Consider the following 21,582-nt stretch of genomic DNA (forward strand, 5'->3'; position numbering starts at 1 on the left):
TCAGTTTGTTGAGTGATCTGAATGGTCGCTATGGTCAGAATGATCATGCGACTTGGCCTCGCCATGGCGTTTTTCGACCTTAAAGACGACTTCCAATTCGCCAGCTTTTTCAAACACCAGCGTGGCAGGAATTTCTTCGCCTTCTTCAAGCGGATCACCATCAAGCCCCATGAACATCACGTGAAGCCCACCAGGTTCCAAAAGTACGGTGTCCCCTGCAGGGATGTCGATGGCTTCAAGATGGATCATCTTGGCGATGCCATTTTTTTCTTCGGTCGTGTGAAGCATCACGCGCGGGAAGTCCGCTTTGACTTCGAGCAGCCGGTCGGCGTCTTCATTGTCGTTGGTAATGGCCATGTAACCAGCGCCCGCTTTCGCGGATTTTGATGTTTCAAATGCCATTGGGTGAATCACTGAGACGCCATTGACTGAATGCTCATGGGCAAGGGTCGGTGAGGTAAAAAATGCTGCCATTGATGCGGCGAGGAGGGTTTTTTTAAGTGTCATATCAGTCTCCTGATGGGTCTGAGTTTCAGATGCTTTTTGGAAAGTCTTTTCCGCTGTTCTTTGTTTCAAGGCCGGAAACCTGTACCAGGATCCGATGAAGCGAATTCACATGTTTTTTTGAAATCAGATTGAAAGTGGCGGCGCGCGCGCCTCTGAGGGAAGGTAAGCTTGGTGCGCTTGCAGGACCAGCGCGGTTGGAAGAATCACAAGATACTGGGCATCAGCCACCCAAAATGGGGGGTGTTGGCCGCCAGCTCATGCGCTGTGCTTACGCCAAAATACGGGCAAGGGTCTGTGTAGAGGCCTTCGTTGTCTTCCAGTGGCAGGCCAGTATCTGTGTCAACATATACGATCTGTCCATTCACGCAGAGCGCGATTTGGCCTTCCTCGGGCGCGGCCAAAACCAATGGCTGCGCAACAACGCGCAGGGCCAGAAACCAAACAACCACGAAGGTCAGAATGATCTGTCCGATTGATTTTGTCTGGTATCTCACCGCGACTCCTTTATTCGAACGCTTTCAGCCTGAGAGCTTTTGTCGGATTTGTCAGCAGGCCTTAATGCCGCATGGCCTACGAGCTGACCCTTTGCCGCCAAAGGGTAAAGAGACCGGCGGCAACGATCAGCGCAGCGCCAATGGCTACGTTGGTCCGGATTGTCTCAGCAAATATGCTGACTCCGATAATGCTAGCGAAGACAAGCTGCAGGTAAGCAAAAGGCTGTACCGCGCTGGCCTCGGCCACTTCATAGCATTTGATGAGTGTGTAGTGTCCCGCGGCTCCGGTGATGCAAAGTGCGCCCATCCAAATCCAATCATTGGAGCTCATGGGTTCCCAGAACCAGATGCCGATGCAGGACATTGCGATGGCGCCCATAGTGCCAGTCCAGAAAAAACTAGTTGCGGCGCTGTCCTTGCGGGCAACGAAGCGCGTCAACAATCCGTAAAGCGCAAACATCAGGGCAGAGACGACTGCGATGGTGGCTTCGGGGCGGAAGACGCCAAACCCGGGCTCCAGGATGATCAGCACACCGACAAATCCCACACCAATGGCGGCCCACCGCCGCCAACCGACCTTTTCGCCAAGCACAGGCCCGGATAGGGCGGCGATCAGGAGAGGATAGCATGCGAAGACCGCGTGACTCTCGACCAATCCCAAATAGGTGAAAGCTGCAACCATGACGCATATCTCAGCCGCCAGAAGAATACCCCGAAAGGCTTGCACCACTGGTTGTTCCGTCCGCGCCGCGGCACGCAAACCGCCCGCTTTGCGGCTGGCGACAGTCATCACGAAGGCGGCGAAGAACCAATAACGGATCATCACCACCATAAGTACATTGTACTCGCGTGCGAGATGTTGAGATATTCCGTCCTGTACGGCAAAAATGAAGGTTGTGGTGACCATCATCAGAATGCCAAGGCGGGTGTTTTGTTCTGCCATGTTCAGATCCTGACGGCACGCGTCATGTGGCGTTTACGACCAAAGCCGGGGGAGCGCGTGACGTCGAAACCCGCCGCTTCCAAGGCTCGGCGCACATGTCCGGCGGCAGTGTATGTGGCCGCGGTGCCACCTGCGGCAGTGTGGTTCCCAACAGAAGAGATCAAAGCATCCCCCCACAATTCAGGATTTTTGGCTGGCGAAAATCCATCGAGATACCAGGCATCCGCGATGCCATCCCAGTTTTCTAGTGTTTGGCGAGCGTCCCCTGTGATCATTTGGAAGTGCAGACCGGGCAGGGTAAATGCTGTCTTCTCCCAATGTGGCACAAGTTCTTGGGCTATATCGCGCAGTTCCGGAAAGGCAGACTGCGCCCGGACCATTTCGTCTCGCGATAAGGGATAGGCCTCAAATGTTGTGTAAAACAACGTGCCCTTTGTGCCCGATGCGCGCCAGGCATCTATTGTGGCCAAAAGATTAAGGCCCGTGCCAAAGCCCAGTTCTGCCACGTGAAACCCATCGCAGAAACGCTCTGGCAGCGCGTTGCCCGCCAAAAACACATGCTGTGTCTCCGCCAGCCCGTTGTCGAGGCTGTAATAGGGATCATCGAATCTTGCGGAAATCGGTAGGTCCCCATCCCGCCACTCAAGATCTGATTGCTGGTCCTGCATTGCGGGTTGAGCTACCTGTCGTTTCGAACAGAACGACCATGCCGCCGCCTTTGGGAAATGACAATGCCAGACGTGACCATCTTTGGTGCCGGAATCTTCGGCCTTTCGGTTGCCTGGGCTTGTCGACAGAAAGGAGCTTCCGTTCAGGTCATTGATCCAAATGGGCCCGGCTCAGGGGCGTCAGGCGGACTCGTCGGCGCGTTGGCCCCGCATGTGCCTGAAAACTGGAATGAGAAGAAGGCATTCCAACTCGACAGCCTTCTGATGGCTGAGGAGTTTTGGAGCGAAATTGAAACTCTGTCTGGTCACTCGTCGGGGTATGCGCGAAGCGGTCGTGTGCAACCGATCAATGATGAGCGAACACTGGATTTGGCGCGCGCACGGGAAGTCTCAGCAAATGAGCTATGGGGCGAACATGCGACCTGGCAGGTCGTGGGCAAGGATGATGTGCCACTCGCGCCTCGTTCTAAGACTGGGTTCTACATCTACGATAGCTTGTCCGCCTCGTTGCATCCGCGTCACGCGTGCTACGCCTCAACAGAGGCACTCAAGAAGCAAGGCGTTAGCGTCGTTGCAGACAGCAAAGCGAAGGGTCAGGTCATCCATGCCACTGGAGCGCGCGGCTTGACAGAACTATCGAATGGAATCGGTTTCACCGTGGGAAACGGGGTCAAAGGTCAGGCTGCTCTTTTGGATTTTGCAGCAAGTGGAGCGCCACAGGTTTTTGCAGACAGCTTGCATGTGATTTTTCACAAAGACGGAACGACTGCAGTCGGCTCAACTTCGGAAAGAGAGTTCACGGACGCCCACTCTACAGATGAGCAGTTGGATGAGATCGTTTCGCGTGCGCGATATGCCGTGCCTTCACTTTCTGATGCGCCTGTCATCGCACGCTGGGCAGGCCTAAGGCCTCGTGCGAAGTCGCGGGCGCCGATGCTGGGGGTGCATCCGCTTCATCCAGATCAATATATCGCAAATGGCGGTTTCAAGATCGGTTTCGGCATGGCCCCGAAGGTGGGGCAGGTGATGGCTGATCTTGTGCTTGATGGGAAAGATACAATCCCGCAAGAATTTAAGCCCGAAGCGTCACTTCCCAAAGGACGGAACGCGCAAGACTAGTGTTTAGAGGGCTTGCGCTTGCATGCACTGCCGCCCGTCCGGTCCGCGCACCCAGCAGGTACCACCTTCTCGCCAGCACAGCATTGCGTCTTCGTGGTGCATCAAAGGACTTGTGGCGCGAAAGGCAAACGATGTGAGCCGTCCTAGTTTGCGTTCGGCCAAAAGCATCAGCATTTGCGCCAAAAGAGGACCGTGCACGACCAGACCAGTATAACCTTCGATCTCCTTGGCGTAAGTTTCGTCGTAGTGTATCCGGTGCCCGTTGAAGGTCAGCGCGGAATAACGAAACAGCATTGTGCTGTTTGCCGAAAAGGTTTCCGAGTGGGTTTCGTCAATCTGTGCTACTGGCGGCACAGGTTTCGACCCAGACCCTTCGTCTTCGCGATACACCAGGTCCTGATGTTCGATGACGGCACATTCGCCCTCTTGCCAAATCTCATGACGCACTTTGACAAAGGCCAGCGGTCCGCTGCGTCCTTGCTTGTGCTCTGCTTTTGCAATCGAGCTGCGCCTTTCGGCGAGGTTTCCGAGGATGAGTGGTCGTTTGCACTCCAATTGACCACCGGCCCACATCCGACGCGGCAATCCCATATCCGGAACCAGCCCTCCCAATTTTGGATGACCATCGCGACCGAGATCTTCGGGTGGCTTTGGATCCCAGAAGTAAATTTGGTGGAAGAAGGGCGGAAGACTATCACCACTATTCAGATTGGGAGAACTGCCAAGTGTTGCTTGCAATGCCCGCGCGCGTGCGGTGTCCATAACGTCCTGAACGGATTGCGTCTCTATTCTCATGCTGTCAGGTTAGGGCGCACTCAGAGCCGGAGCAATCTTGAAATGCCACTGCAAATTCAATCTCTTGATCATATTGTGTTGACGGTCAAAGGCATCAACACAACCGTCGAGTTTTACCAAGCTTTGGGCATGTCGGTGCAGCGATTTCAACCAGCGGATGGGACGGAGCGGACGGCGCTCTCATTTGGGTCGCAAAAGATCAACTTGCATCAGGCAGGGGCGGAATTTGAGCCGAAAGCTGCTGCGCCGCTACCGGGGTCCGCGGATTTGTGTTTTCTGACGCAGACGCCTTTGGATGAATGTGCTGCGCATCTCCAGGCATGCTCAATTGAGATCATTGAAGGGCCGGTTCCGCGTACTGGTGCAACTGGACCACTTAAGTCGATCTACACCCGCGATCCCGACGGAAATCTGATTGAGATTGCGAACCAAACCGAGTTTTGAAGGGTGCTAAGCGATGGTCTCCCGCAGCGCTTCCATGCGTTCGTGTACCAGCTTCTGATAGGTTTCGGATGTAAGTCGACCATTCTCATCAAACTGATTTGACGCATCGGCCACCATGATGGCTGGGCCAAAGACAAAGTGCACCTGAAACTGGGACAGACAGCTCAACGTCATGAAGAGCGCGGTTTCTCCGCCTGTGCGCCCTGCGGCAGCCGACATCACGACTGTGGGTTTGTGGCGAAGAGCAGGCATATCGATGCGGCTGAGCCAATCCAGAGCGTTCTTCAAAGCACCGCTGATACCCTTGTTGTATTCAGGACTGCCGATCAGCAGCGCATCCGCTTTTCGAATTTGTTCTGCAAACCTATGCACAGATTTCGGGGCGCCATCGGCGTCTTCGTCATCCCCATTGTAGATAGGAAAAGTGATGTCCGCTTCGGTGACGTCCGCTGGACCAAACGATTGTGCGGCCTCGCGCAAAAGCGCGCGATTGTAGGATGCCTTGCGGAGTGATCCCGAAATCAAAAGCAGGTTTGGTTCAGACATACGGCCCTCGTTCTTTGGTGCGGATTTTACGGTAAATTGAGGCATGGACTTAAAACGACAAGAAAATTCGGTTTGTATTTTGGATTCTGCACAAAAAAACGCCCTGCCAAAGCAGGGCGCATTTCAATTTGTGCATGCTTAAAAAGTTACCAGTCCGTTGGGCCTTTTTCAGCAAAGACATTTACGAGAAAATCAATAAACGCCCGCACCTTGGGCTGTGTGAAACGCCCCGGGGGATAAACCGCGTAGATACCTTGGGTTTCAACCGGCAGGTCCGGGATCACGTCAACAACATGACCGTCTTTCAGGGCGCTGGAATACAGGAAACTTGGTAGGTAAGCGATGCCCAGACCCGAGATTGCCGCATTCAGCAGCGACTGTCCGTCGTTTACCGACAGACCACCAGCGGTGCGCACTTGGCGCTTTTCACCCGATGGCGCGGTCAACTTCCAGACAGAACCGTTGGATTGGTTGGAATAATGCAGCAGCTTATGTTCGTTAAGATCGTCGATTTTGGCTGGCCGACCGTGTTTGTCAAGGTAAGCCGGGCTTGCGATCATGCGCTTGGTGGTTTCGGTCAGCTTGCGCGCGCGCAATGTACTGTCTTCGAGTTCCCCAATTCGGATGGCCATATCAAAGCCCTCAGAAATCAGCTCAACATAGCGGTTGTTGAGAACCATGTTGACCGTGATGTCCGGGTAGTCGTCTAAAAATTGACCCAAAACAGGGCTCAAGTGATTGACGCCAAAATCGGTTGCAACGGAGATGCGCAAGAGCCCGGATGGGTCTGATTGCATTGAACTGACAAGTGCGTCTGCTTCACCTGCATCGTTCAGAACACGCAAAGCACGGTCATAATATGCCAAACCAATTTCGGTCGGGCTGACTCGGCGCGTGGTCCGATTCAGAAGGCGGGCACCGAGACGCGCCTCGAGCGAAGAGACGTGTTTCGACACGGCAGACTTGGAGATGCCCATCTTTCGCGCGGCGTCCGTGAATCCCCCTTGATCCACAACCGTTGCGAAGGCCTCCATTTCGGTAAGGCGATCCATACTCGATACCTCTGTGAAGTCTTTTGATCTGAACCGTGTATCGCTTCTAATTCGGGCACAACTGCGGCACCCACTCGACAATATCTGGGTTTGTCTGAGGCTATTCAGGATCAAACCCAGTAAAGGTTTTCAGGCGTTTTCAGCCTTGAATGCGTCTCGAAAGGCAGCCGCCGCATCCTCAAGGCCGGTCTCATCCCCCGGCCCAACCAGCAGAATTCCGAATCCATCTTGAGTCCAGCTATATGTGTCCAGCCCATGCAATTCGGCGAATTCTATCCTATCGGTTGTTTGGTTGCCCGTTTCCACAATGCAAAGGGCAACCGGCCCCATGTCTGTCGTTAAAAACGTAAGTTGAGCCAGCGGGCGACCTTTGAACCCGAGTTCCTGTGCGCGCACAAAATCAAGGCCTTCGATCTCAGGCAAAGTCGCAACATTAAAGCCAAGCTTGCTGGACAGACGCACGAGGCTCGCGTTTTGTTCTGTTTGCGAAACGTTGCTCAAAGACAGGGTCTCGGTGACATAAAGCGACTGGTAATTGGCCACCACATCCTTCCAATCCGAACCAGCAGAAGATGGAAAAGAAGATGTCAGCCCCCAAGTCAAAAGTGCGCCCGCCGCCATTGAAGCCACTGCAACACGCAGGTTCCGTGATGGCTCGCGTGAAGGAATGTCCATTTCCGGCGGTGCTGGTGCCAAAGACAACATACTATCCATGGCCGCTTTGTAATTGACGCTGGCCTGAACCATGCGATCGTGACGTTGACGCAGGTTCGCATCTGACTTCAATGCGGCTTTGATGCGCCCGGACAGCTCTTTTCCCGCTTCCTTGTCAATAAAGCGAGTCAGATCGTCATCTGAGAAATCTGACTTCTGCGTCATGCGTCGGTTCCTGTGGCGGCTTCCATTTGTGTCGCAAGCGTTTTTCGCGCGGCTGATATTCTGCTCATCACTGTTCCAGGCGGAATGTCCAGCATATCCGCCGTTTCAGCATAAGTATAACCTTCCACGAACACCAAAAGCGCTGTGACTCTTTGGGCTTCGGGCAGGGCATTCATCTTCTGAAACACTTCACGCGCCATAATATTCGTTTCGGTGGACGGAATTTCTGCGGGGTGCTGGTCATCTGCATTGGCAGAGAAGGATTCTGTTTGCCGGATCGCATCGCGCCGCAATTCGTTCAGCCAAAGCCGCCGGGCCATGACAAAAAGCCAGCGGTCCAGATGCGTGCCGGGTGTGAATTGATCCGCCTTTTCCAAAGCACGCAGACAGGTCATCTGCGCCAGATCATCTCCTAGCGCTCTCTGCCCGGTCAATGCCACACAAAACCGCCAGAGCCGGTCAAAGCATGCTGGAATGCCGTCACGAACCGCCTGGTGCGGATCTTTTTTGCCCCAGAGGCGAATAGAACCATCTCCTTAGGTGTTACCGAAGTATTGCGAGTGAAGCGCAAAGAACTGAAGCAGACAAGGGAGGACTCCTATGAAACTCATCACGAAAGCAGCAGCAATTGTTGCACTCACGGCCTCAATGGTGCTGGCGGAACGCACAGCAGCGCCCGAAGGTGCGGAAGTGTATTTCATCGATCTTGACGACGGTGCGACAGTCTCTTCGCCTGTCAAAATCAAATTTGGGCTGTCCGGCATGGGCGTGGCACCAGCCGGTACTGAAAAGGAAAACACCGGGCATCACCACATCTTGCTGAACCGACCGCCTCTTGGTGAGGGTCCAGACGGAGCCGAAGAGTTGGAATACGGATTGCCCGCGGACGAAAACCACATCCACTTTGGCGGTGGACAAACCGAGGTGTCTCTCGACCTGCCTGCTGGAACGCACACGTTGCAGCTTGTTCTGGGCGATCTGAACCACGTTCCACATGATCCGCCGATCACAACAGACGTGATTTCAATCACCGTGGAATAAATTTCAAAGCTTAGCGGCCAGGCGCGTGCCTTGGTCAATTGCGCGCTTGGCATCCAATTCGGCGGCCACGTCTGCGCCGCCGATGACATGGCAGGCCACGCCTTTTTCCTCTAGCGCATCGGCCAGACTGCGGTCGCTGAGCTGACCGGCGCAAAGAACGACCGTATCCGCCTCAATCGTGCGTGGGTTTTCTCGTGTTTCTCCGGTGGAGACCATTAGACCTGCGTTGTCGATGCTCTCATAGTTCACACCACCGATCATTTCGACACCCTTCATCTTGAGCGCAGCTCGGTGAATCCACCCTGTGGTTTTGCCCAAGCGCTTACCCGGACGCTCGGCCTTGCGCTGAAGCAGAGTGACTTGACGCGCGGGCGCGTCTGGTTGCGGGCCTTCTGGCGCGAGGCCACCGGGTGTTTTGGCTGGATCTCCGACGCCCCATTCCTCTTTCCATTCCTCAAGGTTTTCGGTGGGGCTTTCGCCTTCATGGACGAGGAATTCGGCCACATCGAAACCGATGCCGCCGGCGCCAACAACCACCACGCGCTTGCCCACCGGTTTTTTGTGGCGCAGCACGTCGATGTAAGAGAGCACGTTGTTCCCATCCTGACCGGAAATCTCCGGGTCACGCGGAACGACACCAGTGGCAATCACCACCTCGTCAAAACCAGTAAGGTCTTCGGCTGTGACTTCCTGGCCCAGTTTCAATGTTACACCAGCCTCTTTGACCATCACTTCGAACCAGTCAACGAGGCCAAAGAACTCTTCCTTTCCCGGCACCTGTTTGGCCATGTTGAGTTGACCCCCAATCTGCGTGTCGCGATCAAAGAGTGTTACCTTATGCCCGCGCTGGGCGGCTGTAATTGCGGTGGATAGCCCGGCAGGGCCTGCACCGACAACTGCAACAGTCTTTGTGGCTTGTGCTGGCTCAATCACCAATTCCGTTTCGAAGCAGGCGCGAGGGTTGACCAGGCAGCTTGAAATTTTGCCGGAGAACGTATGATCGAGACAGGCTTGGTTGCAGGCAATACAGGGCGCGATGGTCTCGGCCCGACCTTCGATGGCTTTTTTGACAAATTCGGCGTCCGCAAGGAATGGCCGTGCCATCGAGACCATGTCAGCGCACCCCTCGGCGAGAACTTCTTCGCCCACTTCTGGTGTGTTGATGCGGTTCGAGGTGATCACAGGAATACTCACGTGTCCCATGAGCTTTTTGGTGACCCAGGTGAAAGCCGCACGAGGCACCGAGGTTGCAATCGTGGGAATCCGCGCCTCATGCCAGCCTATGCCGGTGTTGATGATAGTGGCCCCGGCCTTCTCGATTTCCTTGGCAAGCTGAATGACCTCGTCAAAAGTTGACCCATTTGGGACAAGGTCAATCATCGACAGGCGGTAGATGATGATGAAATCCTGTCCCACGGCTTCGCGCGTCCGCCGCACGATTTCAATCGGCAAACGCATGCGGTTTTCATAGGATCCGCCCCACCGGTCTTCACGCTTGTTGGTGTGCTGTACCAGGAATTGGTTGATGAAATATCCCTCGGACCCCATGATCTCGACGCCGTCAAAACCCGCCTCGCGGGCCCGCTCCGCTGCTGTTACGATATCGGCGATTTGCTTTTCGATACCTTCTTCGTCCAGCTCTTTCGGTGGAAAGGGAGATATCGGTGACTTGATCGGCGAGGGTGCGACGCATTCCGGGCCATAGGCATAGCGTCCTGCGTGCAGAATCTGCATCGCAATTTTGCCATCCGCCTCATGCACCCTGTCGGTGACGATCTTATGGTTGGCAATGTCCTCATCCGAGAAAAGCCCCGCCGCACCGGGAAATACACCACCTTCGCGATTTGGAGCCATGCCACCGGTGACCATAAGGCCTACACCGCCCCGCGCACGCGCCGCATAGAACTCCGCGACGCGGTTCCAGTCCTTGGTCTCTTCCAAACCCGTATGCATCGAGCCCATCAGAACGCGGTTTTTCAGCGTGGTATGACCCAGGTCAAGCGGGGCAAGAAGATTGGGGTACTGAGTCACGAGATCGCCTCCTGAAGTTTACGTGCACCATGATTGGGTAAAGCAAACTTGTCACGTCAGACGCTGCGTAAAGACATCAAGTTAGTTTGCTGAAGCCGCCCAATCCCAATACATGTCGCGCACCCTGCGCGTGACAGGGCCGATTTGGTAGTTGGTGTCATCAAAGGCCGTGACCGGCGTGACCTTCATCATGTTGCCGGACAGGAAGATTTCGTCAGCGTCGTGGAAGTCTTCAAACGACATGATGTTTTCATGCACCGTCACACCGTCGGCCCGCAGGTTTTCGATGTGGCGTGCACGGGTGATCCCGGCAAGGAATGTGCCGTTGGGAACGGGCGTGAAGACCTCGCCATCCTTAACAGCAAAGACATTCGCTGTGGCCGTTTCCGCTACATTACCAAGCGCGTCGGCGACGAGCGCATTGGTAAAGCCCTTAGCCTTCGCCTCTGCCAGCATGCGGGCGTTATTGGGGTAGAGGCACGCCGCCTTGGCATTGACCACGGCATCCTCCAGCACTGGTCGGCGGAAACGAGTTTTTGTCAGCGTCGCCGACATCTCTGGCGTGGCCATGGGAATTTCTTCCAGGCAGATGGCAAAGCCCGTCGCGCCGCCTTCTTTGGGGACAATGGCCGACATGCCACCTTCAATAGCCCAGTACATGGGACGAATATAAACGGCAGCGTCGGGGGCGTAGAATTTCAGGCCTTCCTTTACGATCTCAACCATCTCATCCGGGCTGACCGTTGGGCTGACCATCATCGCTTCGGCCGAGGCGTTTACCCGTGCGCAGTGCTTGTCGAGATCAGGTGTCAGACCATTGGCCAGACGCGCGCCGTCAAACACATTGCTGCCCAACCACATGCCATGGTCCGCAGCACGCATCAACGGCACGTCGCCCTTATGCCATGTGCCGTCATAATAGGTGTGGATGTTGGTGCCGGTTGCCATGATCGCCTCCCTTTGCGCGCCACCCTAGGGCGTGCTTCGGGAGGCGTCCAGAGCGATCAAACAGCCTCTGCCAAAAGGGCTTCGATATCCAGCCGCGCATTGACCATAGCAAGCCTGCCATCGGTGTCGCGGGGCCATTCGGGCTCGGGTTTATCACGATAAAGCTCGACGCCGTTTCCATCAGGATCGGAGATGTAGACTGCTTCACTTACACCGTGATCCGCAGATCCTTCGATGGTAATACCCGCTTCGACCACTTGCTTTAGCGCTGTCGCGAGAGACGCGCGGTCTGGGTATAGAAAGGCGGTATGATAAAGCCCGGTGTGGCCCTTGGGCGGGGGTGTGCCACCTGCGGATTCCCAGGTGTTGAGGCCGATATGATGATGATATCCGCCCGCCGAGAGGAAGGCCGCGCCAGAGCTCATGCGTTGCTGAAGCTCAAAACCAAGAATGCCGGAGTAAAATCCAATCGCGCGGTCGAGGTCGGCGACTTTGAGGTGCACATGACCGATGCTGGTTTGAGGGTGCGTGACATGGGACATGAGAGGCTCCTTGTTTTGCGTGCACTCAATTTGGCGTAGCGGGTGCCTCTGTGCAATTCGGCAAAGTTTCTCAGGATGTGTGTGTAGATGCACAGCTGAGGATCAGCTATTTGCCCATTTTATCGAGCACCCCATAGACGCGATCTGATCTTCTGGCCCGCGCCCGGTCTCAGCGACCTGTTTCATGGCCTCATAGAGGTCCCGGCGCAGGTTGGTTGGACCGGGCTGTGCGCGCGAGGCATCCAAACGTCCGCGATACTGCAGACCCAGCTTTGCGTTGAAGCCAAAAAAGTCAGGCGTGCAGGCCGCGTCATAGGATCGGGCAACGGACTGGTCCGAATCATGCAAGTAGGGAAAGGGAAGCGCGTAGTCCTGCGCCAGACGCTGCATGTTGTCAAAACTGTCTGCTGGATAGCTCACGGCATCATTTGAGCAAATCGCAGCCACGCCGATGCCAAGCTTTTGCAAGTCGCGCGCATCGCGGATGATGCGGTCCAGAATGGCCAGGACGAATGGACAGTGGTTGCAGATGAACATGACCAAGGTGCCGTTCTCGCCAGCAATGCTGTCAAGAGAATGCATCTGGCCGTCTGTGCCCGGCAGCGCGAAGTTTGGCGCGGGCCAGTCAAAATCACATACCGGGGGCATCATAGCGACCATCAGGTTTTCGCTCCGACCATACCGACGATCTCGTATGTTTTTTGCAGAATGGGTGTCGCAATGGCGCGGGCGCGCTCGGCCCCATCGTCGAGAATTTTGTCGATCTCGGTGGTATCCTGCATCAGGCGCGCCATCTCGGTGGAAATAGGCGCAAGTTTGTCCACGGCCAGATCGGCTAGCATGGGCTTGAATGTGCCAAATTGCTGCCCACCGACGTCGCGCATCACGTCGTCGACGCTTTGCTCAGAAAGCGCGGCGTAGATGTTCACCAGATTGCGCGCCTCAGGGCGCTCTTCGAGACCTTTTGCCTCAGAAGGCAGCGGTTCGGGGTCTGTCTTGGCCTTGCGGATTTTCTTGGCAATCGCGTCGGCATCATCCGTGAGGTTGATGCGGCTCATGTCCGACGGATCGGATTTTGACATCTTCTTGGACCCGTCACGCAGGCTCATGACACGGGTGGCTGCCCCTTCGATCACAGGTTCAGTGATTGGGAAGAATTCAACGCCGAAGTCATTGTTGAATTTGATCGCGATGTCACGCGTGAGCTCAAGATGTTGCTTTTGATCCTCGCCCACAGGCACATGGGTTGCGTGATAGGCAAGGATATCGGCGGCCATCAACGCCGGATAGGCAAAGAGACCAAGCGAGGCGTTTTGCGCATTCTTGCCCGCTTTGTCCTTGAACTGCGTCATGCGCTGCATCCAGCCCATGCGCGCCACACAATTGAAGATCCAGGCCAGTTGTGTGTGCTCGGGCACCTGGCTTTGATTGAAGAGAACGGACTGCTTAGGATCGAGACCCGACGCGATGAATCCCGCGCAAAGCTCTCGCGTGGCATGGCGTAGCTTGTCCGGGTCTTGCCAGACGGTGATGGCGTGCAGATCGACCATGCAATAGATCGTCTCAAACTCTGATCCCTGCATTTCAACAAAGCGCTTCATCGCGCCCAGGTAATTGCCAAGCGTCAGGCCGCCCGAAGGCTGGATGCCTGAGAAAACACGGGGTGTGTGGACCACCTCGGTCATGGGTCTCTCCGTCTGGATTTCTGTGCCTGCCTCGCTTACTTGTGCGCTTAGGTGCCGTCAAGGAGAGCTGCTATGTCCGAGTTTCGCGAACCCAGCCCGGTGAATTCGGTTCCTCCGTTGATCCTGGCCATTGCGCTTTTGATCATGGGTATCGAAGTTGTTTTCCAGATGGGCAATCGTGGGATGCTTGGTGGGCCAGAGGCGATTGGTTGGCGATTGGAAGCCATCCGAGACTATGCGTTTTCCAACCGTGGTCTTGCCTGGATGTTGGAGACTGGTGAATTGCGCTTTGATTTCATGAAGCGCTTTGTCACCTATCCGTTCTTGCATGGCACATTGATGCAGGCGCTTTTTGCGGCGGTGATGACGCTCGCGCTGGGCAAATTCGTAGGGGAACGCATGGCGCAGTGGGCGGTGTTCGTGCTGTTTTTTGCCTCCGCGGTGGGTGGCGCGCTCATCTATGGTTTGTTCTTGCCCGAAGGCCCTGGGCTGATTGGTGCATTTCCCGGTGTCTACGGGCTGATCGGAGGGTTTACGTACCTGATCTGGCTCCGACTGGGTCAATTGGGTGAAAACCAAACACGTGCCTTTTCAATGATTGGCTTCCTCATGGGAATTCAACTCATTTTTGGCGTGATGTACGGCTCAGACAGTCGTTGGCTGGCCGATGTGGCAGGGTTCGGGATAGGGTTCTTTTTGTCCATTGTTCTTGTGCCAGGTGGGTTTCGCAATCTGCAAGACAAGCTGCGCCAGCGATAGATCACCTGCGACGCAGGGTTTCGCGCAACTCGGACATGCTGAATGCGCCCAAGAGGCGGCCTGCCAAAAAGTAGCTGAAAACGCCAACGCCGATCAAAAACAAGAGTGCTAACCAGCGCCATCCGCCCAGCGCAAAGAAAGGTGTTAAAGACACCCCAACTGTCCACAATACTGCACCCATAGCGGCCGAGGCGACAATGATGCGCCAAATTCTTTTTCGAAAACGTGTATCAAAGCGTGCGACTTCTCCAAACTGCCGCGCGCCCAAGTGTAAGAGAAGAACCATAATCCAGGCCGCAACAGTTGTTGCAATCGCGGCGGCCACCCAACCAATGTAGAAAGACAGCCCGACAGCAAGCACCGCATTCACCACCATGGCAACAACCGCGTAGTGGAATGGTCTGCGAGTGTCTTCTCTGGCGAAGAAAAGTGGTTGTTGAATTTTCTGCATGACAAAGGCCGGAAGCCCAAGGCCATATATCGCCACGGCTGTGGCCGTAGCCGCGGTGTCGTCGGTCCCGAAGGCACCGCGCTCAAACAAAACCGAGACAAGCGGCAAAGGAACAATCATCAAAGCCACAGAAGCTGGGATGGTTAGCGCCAATGAAAGCTCTCCGGCGCGAGAATAGGCTCCACGCGCTCCGTCTTGATCATCGGCCTGCAGTCGCCGCGCAAGGTCGGGGAGCAGGACGATACCGACAGCGATGCCAACCACGCCCAATGGGAGCTGATAGAGACGGTCCGCAGCGTATAGCCAACTCACTGCTTTCTCGGTGTTTGATGCTACAAGCTGACCCACCAACAGGTTGATTTGAACAACACCGCCCGCCAAAGCCGCGGGCACCGCAACACGCACAAGCTGCGCCATCTCAGGTGTCCACCTTGGGCGTTGAGGTCTGATCCGAAGGCCAGCCCGGTCAGTAGCGTGCCAGACCAATGCAAGCTGCGCTACACCTGCAAACGGAATTGCCCAGATCAAAGCGTCTGCAACTTTGCCTCCCATGAACCAGGCGAAAGACATGGCCGCAATGAGCATTACGTTGAGAAGAACCGGAGCTGCTGCAGCAGCGGCGAAACGGCCTGAGGCGTTCAATACTCCCGATAGCAAGGCGGCCAGCGATATAAAGAAGATATAGGGAAATGTGATGCGCGCAAAATCCACGGTGATGTCAAAACGCGCATCACCGTAGAACCCTTCGGCTGTTGCGTAGACAAGAGCAGGCATAAACACCATCGCCAACCCGGTGAGTGCCAAAAGAACCAGGCTTAGGCCAGACAGTGCAAGACTTGCAAAACCGGTGGCGTCCTCGCCCCCTTCCAGACGTTTTGCAAACATTGGCACAAAGGCCGCGTTAAAAGCCCCCTCGGCAAAGAAACGGCGGAACATGTTAGGTAGACGAAACGCGGCGACATAAGCGTCCATCAGAACGCCGGGCCCTAACAAATTGGCAATGATGACGTCTCGTACGAAACCCAAGAGCCGACTGAGCATTGTCCAACCACCCACGGTCAATATGCCGGAGAGAAGGCGGATGGGTTTCATGCGGATGCCTGCGTTCAGCTTACTTACCCGAGGAGTAGCCGATAGACCGTGTATGGGAAAGAGGGCGCGGACGAGACATATCAAACTTGTGCTCTGACCCGCCCTCTCTGATCAAAGTCATGGCAAAACGGCCTTTGTTCAAGCTGATCCTAATTTCAGCTATCTTGTTGCCGAATGCCCTCGGCACGGCACACGTCATCGGCCTCACGCACAGACATGTTGTCTGGCCGGTCAATAGCGCGATCCCATAACACACGCTCTTTAGTGTAGAGCTGGCATGTGACGATGCCTTTTGCGGTTTTCACCTGCACTGGTGTGGTTTCAAAGTTCCGAGGATCGACAGAGCATCCTGCCAAAACTATGGCTGAAATGCTGCCAAGCGCCGCTGTCTTAAACAAAGCCATATCTGCTGTTTCCTTTTGCACTTAAAACGAACGGGTCCCGATTGTGTAATGCCGCGAGACGAATTCTGGTTACGGTTTGCTATCTTTCGGGGCAATATGCTGTGTCTAGACTGTTGAAATCTAGCGGGAATTTGAGCAAAAATTCACCGTCAACGCGGCGTTTCGCCAATTATTGAACTCTGGTGATGGAGCCTACAGACATTATTGTTAAAATTTCACAAACGACGCGTAGCGTTGCGACACGATAGATTCGAGGGAAACATGCGCTTAGCAATCCTTGCTTTGTTGATTTGCATGACTGGAAGCGGAGCATTTTCAGAAGATGGAAAAAGTCTTCGATTGATTGCTTTGGGCGACATGCCGTATGGACCGCCTGCAGAGGTCTATCCGCCCTATGAGACGTTGATAGAAGAGATAAACGCTCGGTCGCCTGAATTGGTTTTCCATGTCGGTGATACAAAGTCAGGAAGGGATGATTGCACCGACCAGCTTCTCATAGAACAGCTGGATTATCTTCAGAGTATTGAAGCGCCAGTTCTATACACACCGGGGGACAATGAGTGGACGGATTGCCACCGTGGCGCGGAGCCATGGGCGGATCCTCTGGATCGCTTGAATTTTATTCGAGACCTGTACTTTTCTGCGCCTGAGCAAAGCTTTGGGCGCGCACCTGTGTTGCTCGAACATCAAGGTGAAGCCGGATATCCAGAGAATGCGCGGTATCAGTCGCGTGGGATTGGATTCATTACCGCCCATGTGGTGGGATCCAACAACAATTTTGAAAGTCGCAGCCTGGAAAACGTCGAAGAGTATTTTGCGCGTAGCCGTGCAAGTGCCGAATGGCTGACTCAGAGTTTTGAGGCCTTTTCTAATCTTGAGGTCATGGTTGTGGCCATTCACGCCGACATATTCGAATTTGATTTCAATGAATTTGGCCGGGAACGTTGGTTGCGGCATTCGGGCTTTCACGAGTTTGGCAATGCGTTCAAGGCTGTTGCTCAGAGCTTCGGAAAACCGGTTCTGCTTGTTTTTGGTGATAGCCACCGGCACGTGATTTTCCGGCCATTTCCAAACGATGCACCCAATGTTCATGCGATGGAGGTGTACGGCGCCCGCGACATGCATGCTGTTGAGGTTGTCATCAGCCCGGGCGCATCGCAGCCATTTGTATTTGAAACTGTTTGGAATCCTGCGTTTCCGCAATAGCGCTCAGGTCACGGCGCGTTCAGCGCCCTGCTCAATGGCTTCGCGCAACTTGCGTTCCAGCGACTTCTGCTTTGAAGGCGAGTGGAATTTTAATCCAAACATGTCTTTGACATAGAATGTATCCACGACTTGCTCACCATAGGTCGCGATAACGGCCGAGTTTATATAGACATTGCTGTTGGCCAGCGTGCGCGTCAGATCATAAAGCAGGCCTGGCCGGTCACGGGTGTCCACCTCGATGATCGTGTAAATCTCGGACCCTTCGTTGTCGAAGGTGATGTGTGTCGGGACCCGGAATGCGCGTTCGCGTTTCTTGATCTTGTCACGCGACTTGATTGCTTCGCGGGCCACAACTTCACCCTTGAGGGTTTTGTGGATCATCTGGCTGAGCCGGGTTAGGCGCGCAGCTTCGTAAGGTCGACCTTCAGCGTCCTGTATCCAGAATGCCGCCGTCGCGTATCCGTCTTGTGAGGTATAAGTGCGGGCATCGACAACATTTGCTCCGACCAGTGCTAAGGCGCCTGCAAGACGTGAGAAAATTCCCGGGTGATCGGCCAAAGCAAAACACGCACGTGTGGCGTCGCGGTCCTCGTCAAGATGCAGGTCAATCGCGACATCGTCATCCCGCAGATCCCGCAGAAGTTTGGCAAACACGACATGCGCAGTAACATGCAGGCCTTGCCAATAGGGCGGATAATGTCGCCCTGTTTCCACTTTAAGATCTTTGGCGTCCCAATCAGACAGCGCTTCGCGCAGGTTACGCTTGGCGTCAGAACCACGTTGTTCGCGGTTCAGAGCTTCAAGCCCGCCTTCCATGGCGCGCCGGGTTTGACGATAGAGTGCACGGATCAGCGACGCTTTCCAGTTGTTCCATGTATCGGGACCTACGCCACGAATGTCGCAAACTGTCAGAACGCAGAGCAGATCGAGACGTTCTTTGGTTTGCACCGCTTTTGCAAAATCACGCACGGTGCGCGGATCTGCAATATCGCGCTTTTGCGCCATATCTGACATCAAGAGGTGGTAACGTACCAGCCATTCGACCGTTTCGCACTCTGCGGGTTTGAGCCCGAGACGCGGGGCGATATGCCGAGCCATTTGTGCGCCTAGGATGGAATGGTCTTCATCCCGGCCTTTGCCGAGGTCATGAACCAAGAGTGCTACATACAGCACGCGGCGATTGATCCCCTCGTCGAGGATCGAAGACGCCACAGGAAGCTCTTCAATCAATTCGCGCCGTTCAATTTGAGCCAGTTGGCTAATCGTCTGTATAATGTGCTCGTCGACCGTGTAGCTGTGATACATATTGAACTGCATCATGGCGCGGATTGGCTCAAATTCCGGGATAAAGGCGGATAAAACGCCCAGTTCATTCATGCGACGCAAGGCGCGTTCGGGGTTTCCGTGCTTAAGAAGCAGATCAAGAAACAGCTTTTGCGCCTCAGGTGTGGTTCTGAAGTCCGCGTCAATTAAATTCAGATTGGCAGTGACCAAACGCATGGCATCGGGGTGGATCAAAAGCCCGGTGCGCAGCCCCTCTTCAAATAAACGCAGCAGGTTGAGACGGTTTTTCAGAAATTTCTTTTCATTCAAAATCCCAAGCCGACCGTTCACTTCGATATAGCCAGGCTTCATTTTCCGCCTTCGCGCGAAAAGGCGTTGCAACAGGGGCTCTGATTTGACGTGATCGGCTTCAAGTTTGGTGAGCAGAATACGGGTCAGATCACCCACCACCGTGGCTTGACGGAAATAGTCTTGCATAAAGACTTCGACTGCACGACGTCCGGCTCTATCTGTATAACCCATGCGCTCGGCCACTTCGACCTGCATGTCAAAGGTCAATTGTTCGGTGGCACGTCGCGTTGCGAGATGCAGGTGACAGCGCGTTGCCCAAAGGAAATTCTCAGCTTGCGCAAAGAGGTCAAATTCATCTTGCGTGAAAAGCCCGCGGTCCACGAGCTGTGCCACGTCGTCCACTTGATAGGTATACTTGGCAATCCAAAAGAGCGATTGAAGATCGCGCAGTCCGCCTTTGCCTTCTTTGACGTTGGGTTCAACCATATAGCGCTGACCCTGCTTTTCGTGCCGGGCATCACGCTCTTCCAGCTTGGCTTCCACAAACTCACGTTCAGTGCCTTTGAACAGGTCGTCACGCAGCCTAGCGTCTAGGTCTTCGCCAAGTCCCACATCTCCAAAAAGAAAGCGACGTTCCAGCAGAGCGGTGCGAATGGTGAAATCCTGTGTGCCGAGACGAAGACAATCGCGCACTGTACGGCTGGAATGGCCAACCTTTAGCTTAAGATCCCAAAGTACATATAGCGTGCTTTCAATCACACTTTCGGCCCATGCCGTAATTTTGTAGGGCGTAAGAAACAGCAAATCGACATCGGATTGAGGGGCCATCTCACCGCGTCCGTACCCTCCGACTGCAAACACGGCAAGTCGTTCTGACTGAGTCGGATTGGCCAACGGGTGCAAATACTCGGTTGCGATCCAAAGTGCATTTTTTACCAGACAGTCGGTTAGCCAGCTGTAGGAACGGGTCGCGGCATGTGCCGCAAAGGGTGTTTGCGACAAAGCATTTGAAATGACATCGCGGCCCTTGGTTTGCGCGTCCATCAGAGTCGCAACAGTCAGCTTGCGCAACTGTGCGTCATCGCCCTGTGTGTTGGTAATATGTGCTTGGATCTGCTGCCTGACGGCGCTCAGGTCAAAAATCTGTTCTGCAGGACAGATCAGCGTATCAGGCAGGGGTGGGTTGTCTTTCATTCAGTGATTTTACGCGATGCTGCGTTCAAAACCCAGAGCCAGCAAAACTACCGGGCGCGGGCGAGATGACGACAACCTGTCGGTTTTGTATGGTTGCTATGGCCAATCCACGTTGGGTTGTACCGTTTGGCAGAAAGCGGAATATACCGTTGACGCCACCAAAACCCGCAGATTGCGTCAAACGACCACGGGAAAACGCATCACTTTGACCAGACTGGGCCAGTGCGCCAATCGCCGCAATAGCATCATAGGACAGCCCTGCAAGCGGGTGCGGTGTCGTGCCATTCGCTGCCTGAAACCGGCTGCGGAATTGAACCACGCGCTGTGGATCTTGCATGGCAAACCACCCACCCTGAACACCGGGAAGATCGCGGGTTTGCGGCGGTGTATCCCAGCGCGACAATCCAATGTACTGGATGGTTTCTGCTGACAGGCCTGCCTCGGGTAGCATTTGCGTGAGCAGCGGCAGAGCGCCTGCGCTGTTCGCATCAAGGAAAATCGCATTAGCAGAGTTTTGTTCCGCTGCTGTACGAATGGCAGGCACTGCGGCAATCACGCTTTGTTCGGAAAAAGCATAGCCCACCGATCCGGCTTGCGATGCACCATTTGCTGATATCGCCTGTTGAATGGCTTGGCGGCCAAGCTCTCCGGCGAGGTTATTGGAATGGACCGTTAGAATACGGTTGCGTCCCTGGCTCACCGCATATCTTGTCAGGCGATTGGCTGTGTCCTGAAATGTCTGACCCAAAATGAAAAGATTGCCGCCAGCTATCGTGGGGTTGTTGGAAAAGGCTAGGACGTTCACACCCTTGGGGGCGACCGCAACAGCCGCAGCATTGGCGGATTCTGCGTGCAGTGGGCCGACGATGATTTTTGCGCCGTCTTCAACAGCTTTCTGTGCGGCCTGTTGTGCCTGCCCTGCATTTCCCGCCGTGCCGTAAACGCGCAGGTCAATTTGCACACCTGATAGATCAGCCACCGCAAGCCGTGCGGCACTTTCAAGATCGCGGGCAAGTTTTTGTTCGTTTGCGTTTGACGCGCCGTGCGGCACCAATAGTGCTACAGGAACGGGTGCACCCGGTGTGATCGATGTGCTAGCGCCAGTCGAAAGCCCGGTTTGACATGCGACCAGAACAAATAATGCGGTGATCATCGCGATGCAGGCGCGCAGCTTGCGAAGAACTGAAAAAACGGCAAACATCAAATA

Annotated in this window: 23 protein-coding genes; 5 read left to right on the top strand and 18 right to left on the bottom strand. The window is 54.8% G+C overall.

Translation table 11 applies throughout. The annotated features are described in order from the left end of the window. The 4 genes from RZS32_RS09455 to mnmD form a co-directional block, all read right to left on the bottom strand. The gene (locus RZS32_RS09455) at positions 1 to 576 is read right to left on the bottom strand and encodes a copper chaperone PCu(A)C (protein WP_339106603.1); all 576 of its coding nucleotides are present in this window, start codon (positions 574 to 576) and stop codon (positions 1 to 3) included. Between the two features lie 134 nt (positions 577 to 710). Continuing rightward, positions 711 to 1,001 (bottom strand): hypothetical protein, encoded by a 291-nt coding sequence (locus RZS32_RS09460; protein WP_317056736.1) that lies wholly within the window; start codon positions 999 to 1,001, stop codon positions 711 to 713. Between the two features lie 76 nt (positions 1,002 to 1,077). After that, entirely contained in the window at positions 1,078 to 1,944 is an 867-nt protein-coding gene (locus tag RZS32_RS09465; RefSeq protein ID WP_317056737.1) for a DMT family transporter, read from the bottom strand. Positions 1,945 to 1,946: 2 nt separating this feature from the next. Next, a complete protein-coding gene (gene mnmD / locus RZS32_RS09470; RefSeq protein WP_317056738.1) occupies positions 1,947 to 2,612 on the bottom strand; it encodes a tRNA (5-methylaminomethyl-2-thiouridine)(34)-methyltransferase MnmD in 666 nt (221 codons plus the stop codon). 63 nt (positions 2,613 to 2,675) lie between these two features. Between mnmD and RZS32_RS09475 the strand changes: the two genes are divergently transcribed. After that, entirely contained in the window at positions 2,676 to 3,731 is a 1,056-nt protein-coding gene (locus RZS32_RS09475; RefSeq protein ID WP_317056739.1) for an NAD(P)/FAD-dependent oxidoreductase, read from the top strand. Between the two features lie 3 nt (positions 3,732 to 3,734). Here RZS32_RS09475 and RZS32_RS09480 read toward each other — a convergent pair whose 3' ends face one another. Then, on the bottom strand, positions 3,735 to 4,526 hold the full coding sequence (locus RZS32_RS09480; RefSeq protein ID WP_317056740.1) for an FAS1-like dehydratase domain-containing protein: 792 nt from the start codon (positions 4,524 to 4,526) through the stop codon (positions 3,735 to 3,737). Between the two features lie 42 nt (positions 4,527 to 4,568). On the opposite strand from RZS32_RS09480, the gene RZS32_RS09485 reads away from it, so the two are divergent. Beyond that, the gene (locus tag RZS32_RS09485; protein WP_317056741.1) at positions 4,569 to 4,970 is read left to right on the top strand and encodes a VOC family protein; all 402 of its coding nucleotides are present in this window, start codon (positions 4,569 to 4,571) and stop codon (positions 4,968 to 4,970) included. A gap of 6 nt (positions 4,971 to 4,976) precedes the next feature. On the opposite strand, the gene RZS32_RS09490 is transcribed toward RZS32_RS09485, so the two are convergent. From RZS32_RS09490 to RZS32_RS09505, 4 genes are all read right to left on the bottom strand, one after another. After that, the gene (locus tag RZS32_RS09490; protein ID WP_317056742.1) at positions 4,977 to 5,516 is read right to left on the bottom strand and encodes an NADPH-dependent FMN reductase; all 540 of its coding nucleotides are present in this window, start codon (positions 5,514 to 5,516) and stop codon (positions 4,977 to 4,979) included. Between the two features lie 146 nt (positions 5,517 to 5,662). Further along, positions 5,663 to 6,568, bottom strand: a complete 906-nt coding sequence (locus tag RZS32_RS09495; RefSeq protein ID WP_317056743.1) for a LysR family transcriptional regulator — start codon at positions 6,566 to 6,568, stop codon at positions 5,663 to 5,665. Positions 6,569 to 6,697: 129 nt separating this feature from the next. Then, positions 6,698 to 7,447 (bottom strand): hypothetical protein, encoded by a 750-nt coding sequence (locus RZS32_RS09500; protein ID WP_317056744.1) that lies wholly within the window; start codon positions 7,445 to 7,447, stop codon positions 6,698 to 6,700. Further along, the gene (locus tag RZS32_RS09505) at positions 7,444 to 7,971 is read right to left on the bottom strand and encodes an RNA polymerase sigma factor (RefSeq protein ID WP_317057884.1); all 528 of its coding nucleotides are present in this window, start codon (positions 7,969 to 7,971) and stop codon (positions 7,444 to 7,446) included. The genes RZS32_RS09500 and RZS32_RS09505 overlap by 4 nt, the downstream gene beginning before the upstream one ends. A gap of 76 nt (positions 7,972 to 8,047) precedes the next feature. Between RZS32_RS09505 and RZS32_RS09510 the strand changes: the two genes are divergently transcribed. Beyond that, a complete protein-coding gene (locus tag RZS32_RS09510; RefSeq protein ID WP_422395550.1) occupies positions 8,048 to 8,488 on the top strand; it encodes a DUF4399 domain-containing protein in 441 nt (146 codons plus the stop codon). Between the two features lie 3 nt (positions 8,489 to 8,491). Here RZS32_RS09510 and RZS32_RS09515 read toward each other — a convergent pair whose 3' ends face one another. The 5 genes from RZS32_RS09515 to trpS form a co-directional block, all read right to left on the bottom strand. Then, positions 8,492 to 10,519: an FAD-dependent oxidoreductase gene (locus tag RZS32_RS09515; RefSeq protein WP_317056745.1), complete on the bottom strand. Its 2,028-nt coding sequence runs from the start codon at positions 10,517 to 10,519 to the stop codon at positions 8,492 to 8,494. An 81-nt stretch (positions 10,520 to 10,600) separates the two neighbouring features. Then, on the bottom strand, positions 10,601 to 11,467 hold the full coding sequence (locus RZS32_RS09520; protein WP_317056746.1) for a branched-chain amino acid aminotransferase: 867 nt from the start codon (positions 11,465 to 11,467) through the stop codon (positions 10,601 to 10,603). 56 nt (positions 11,468 to 11,523) lie between these two features. Continuing rightward, positions 11,524 to 12,009 (bottom strand): VOC family protein, encoded by a 486-nt coding sequence (locus tag RZS32_RS09525; RefSeq protein ID WP_317056747.1) that lies wholly within the window; start codon positions 12,007 to 12,009, stop codon positions 11,524 to 11,526. A 102-nt stretch (positions 12,010 to 12,111) separates the two neighbouring features. Then, entirely contained in the window at positions 12,112 to 12,657 is a 546-nt protein-coding gene (locus RZS32_RS09530) for a thioredoxin family protein (RefSeq protein WP_317056748.1), read from the bottom strand. Positions 12,658 to 12,668: 11 nt separating this feature from the next. After that, complete coding sequence (gene trpS, locus RZS32_RS09535; protein WP_317056749.1) at positions 12,669 to 13,694, bottom strand: tryptophan--tRNA ligase; 1,026 nt, start codon at positions 13,692 to 13,694, stop codon at positions 12,669 to 12,671. 72 nt (positions 13,695 to 13,766) lie between these two features. On the opposite strand from trpS, the gene RZS32_RS09540 reads away from it, so the two are divergent. Then, on the top strand, positions 13,767 to 14,453 hold the full coding sequence (locus RZS32_RS09540) for a rhomboid family intramembrane serine protease (RefSeq protein WP_317056750.1): 687 nt from the start codon (positions 13,767 to 13,769) through the stop codon (positions 14,451 to 14,453). A 1-nt stretch (position 14,454) separates the two neighbouring features. Here the strand turns inward: RZS32_RS09540 and murJ are convergent, their stop codons facing one another. Both murJ and RZS32_RS09550 read right to left on the bottom strand, forming a co-directional pair. Continuing rightward, positions 14,455 to 15,996: a murein biosynthesis integral membrane protein MurJ gene (gene murJ / locus RZS32_RS09545; RefSeq protein WP_317056751.1), complete on the bottom strand. Its 1,542-nt coding sequence runs from the start codon at positions 15,994 to 15,996 to the stop codon at positions 14,455 to 14,457. A gap of 155 nt (positions 15,997 to 16,151) precedes the next feature. After that, on the bottom strand, positions 16,152 to 16,400 hold the full coding sequence (locus RZS32_RS09550; protein ID WP_317056752.1) for a hypothetical protein: 249 nt from the start codon (positions 16,398 to 16,400) through the stop codon (positions 16,152 to 16,154). Between the two features lie 204 nt (positions 16,401 to 16,604). On the opposite strand from RZS32_RS09550, the gene RZS32_RS09555 reads away from it, so the two are divergent. Beyond that, positions 16,605 to 17,606, top strand: coding sequence for a hypothetical protein (locus tag RZS32_RS09555; RefSeq protein ID WP_317056753.1), 1,002 nt, complete (start codon positions 16,605 to 16,607; stop codon positions 17,604 to 17,606). A gap of 3 nt (positions 17,607 to 17,609) precedes the next feature. Here RZS32_RS09555 and RZS32_RS09560 read toward each other — a convergent pair whose 3' ends face one another. Both RZS32_RS09560 and RZS32_RS09565 read right to left on the bottom strand, forming a co-directional pair. Further along, positions 17,610 to 20,375, bottom strand: a complete 2,766-nt coding sequence (locus tag RZS32_RS09560) for a [protein-PII] uridylyltransferase (protein WP_317056754.1) — start codon at positions 20,373 to 20,375, stop codon at positions 17,610 to 17,612. Between the two features lie 25 nt (positions 20,376 to 20,400). Beyond that, complete coding sequence (locus RZS32_RS09565; RefSeq protein ID WP_317056755.1) at positions 20,401 to 21,576, bottom strand: penicillin-binding protein activator; 1,176 nt, start codon at positions 21,574 to 21,576, stop codon at positions 20,401 to 20,403. Positions 21,577 to 21,582: the final 6 nt, after the last annotated feature.

The sequence above is a fragment of the Roseovarius sp. W115 genome (assembly GCF_032842945.2).
GTDB lineage: Bacteria > Pseudomonadota > Alphaproteobacteria > Rhodobacterales > Rhodobacteraceae > Roseovarius > Roseovarius rhodophyticola.